The following is a 2049-nucleotide window of genomic DNA, read 5'->3' on the forward strand; positions in this document are numbered from 1 at the left end:
GACGAGTGGCTGCTGTACGACCAGCAGTCGCCCTCGGCGTCGGGCGGACGCGGACTCGGGCAGGCCCGGATCTACACCGCGGACGGGCAGCTGGCCATCACGGTCATCCAGGAGGGCCTGGTCCGCGTCCCGAGGGACTGAGACACCGCATGTCCGACATACTCCCCACCATGAGCGACGAGCGGAGCCACGGTGGGGAGCCCGGTGCGTCCCAGGAGTCCGGTGTGCCCGAAAGGTCCGGCGCGCCCCGGGGGTCCGGCGCACCGGAGGGGGCCGGCGGGGCGCCGGAGTCCACCTTCACCGTGATCGTGGCGGCCGCGGCCAACCTCGGGATCGCGGTGGCGAAACTGGCGGCCGGGCTGATCAGCGGCTCCAGCGCGATGCTCTCGGAGGCCGCCCACTCGGTCGCCGACACCGTCACCGAGGTCATGCTCCTCACCGCGCTCAAGCGCAGCGCCAAGCCCGTCGACGAGGACCACCCCCTGGGCCACGGAGCCGAGCGCTACGTCTGGGCGATGCTCGCCGCCGTGGCCACGTTCGTCGGCGGCGCGGTCTTCTCTCTCTACGACGGCATCCACACGCTGCTGCGGGGTGAAGAACTCGGCGACCCACTCGTCTCCTACCTGGTGCTCGTCGTCGCCTTCCTGCTGGAGGGCTTCTCGCTGCGCACCGGACTGCGGCAGGTACGGCGGGCGGCGACCGATCTGGACGTACCGGCGCCGCACTATCTGCGCCGTACCCCCGACACCGCGGTGAAGGCCGTGGTCATGGAGGACTCGGCGGCGCTCCTCGGCCTGGTACTGGCGGCCGGCGGGCTGCTCGGCGGCCAGCTCTCCGGTTCGGGGGCCTGGGACGGCATCGCTTCCGTCCTCATCGGCGTGCTGCTGGCGTACGTGGCCTGGGTGCTCGGCCGCGCCAACGCGCAGCTGCTGATCGGGCGCCCGCTGTCCAGGAGCGCGCGGGCGGGGATCAAGGAAGAGCTGCTCTCGGTCCCGTACATCGTGGAGGTGATGGAACTGACCACGCTGATCCAGGGACCGCGCGAGATGCTCATCGCAGCCAAGATCGACTTCCGGGACACGGTGAGCGCGGAGCAGGTCGAGCAGTCCTGTGAGGAGGCGGAGGAGCGGCTGCGGAAGCGGTATCCCTCGGTCCGCCGGGTCTATCTGGACCCGACCCCGGGACGCGGACATCGGCGCCGCACGCCCGAGGGCGACTGAAGGCACCCCGAGACGGATGCCTCGGCCACGCGCCGGACCGGCGGCGGCCGGCGGCAGCACAGCCCCGGACAGCGGGCTGCGGACAGCGGGCTGCGGACAGCGGGCAGCGGGCAGCGGGCAGCAGGCGGCGTAGAACCGGACAGCGGGCAGCGGGCAGCAGGCGGCGGGCGGCGGAGAACCGGGCAGCGGGCAGCCTGGGCGGCCGGACAGCCCGGACAGCCCGGAGACAGCCAGCTGCCCAGGCCAGACCAGACCGGGCCGGGCCGGGCCAGGCCAGGCCAGACCGGGCCGGGCCGGGCCGGGCCGGACGCGCGACGCTCAGCCGTGCAGGGCCCCGACCGGCAACCGTCGAGCGCGCGCCCCTTCGCGTGCCTGTGCGCGCCGTTCACCACGGCCCGCACCACCGGTGCCCCGCCGCCCCCGCGCGCGCCACGGCGCCCCGATCACGCCGAAATGCGCCCGCGCACCCCGCCTGACCTGCCACTACCGCGTCCACGCCCCCCGACGGCGGGTAGGAAGGCCGCGCCCGCCCCGCCGCCCCGAGGAGTCCCGCCATGTCCCGGCAGTCCGCCCCGATCGTGCTCGACCCCGCCGCACGCGACGCCGACGCCGAACACCGGCTGCTGCGCGCCCAGGGGCCCGCCGCCCGTATCGACATCCTCGGCGTGCCCGCGTGGTCGGTGACCGACCCGGTGCTGCTGCGGGAGTTGCTCACCAGCCCCGACGTCTCCAAGGACGGCCGCAGGCACTGGCCGGGCTTCGACGAGGCGGTGCGGACGTGGCCCCTCGCCCTCTGGGTCGCCGCCACCAACATGTTCACCGCGTACGG

2 protein-coding genes and 1 pseudogene are annotated in these 2049 nt (G+C 74.5%); all 3 read left to right on the forward strand.

Annotated features, from left to right (window positions below):
* Positions 1-12: 12 nt before the first annotated feature.
* Positions 13-141, forward strand: a complete 129-nt coding sequence (locus IH13_RS41745; RefSeq protein WP_420713439.1) for a hotdog family protein — start codon at positions 13-15, stop codon at positions 139-141.
* Between the two features lie 8 nt (positions 142-149).
* Positions 150-1220, forward strand: a complete 1071-nt coding sequence (locus IH13_RS0134285) for a cation diffusion facilitator family transporter (RefSeq protein ID WP_420713436.1) — start codon at positions 150-152, stop codon at positions 1218-1220.
* Between the two features lie 554 nt (positions 1221-1774).
* Positions 1775-2049: pseudogene (locus tag IH13_RS0134290) on the forward strand (cytochrome P450); the annotation flags it as partial.

It is taken from the genome of Streptomyces sp. NRRL WC-3549 (assembly GCF_000721935.1).
Taxonomy (GTDB): domain Bacteria; phylum Actinomycetota; class Actinomycetes; order Streptomycetales; family Streptomycetaceae; genus Streptomyces.

What these genes read in the sequence shown, in the direction of transcription:
- IH13_RS0134285 (WP_420713436.1), top strand. Translation starts at nt 150, where the DNA reads ATGTCCGACATACTCCCCACCATGAGCGACGAGCGGAGCCACGGTGGG.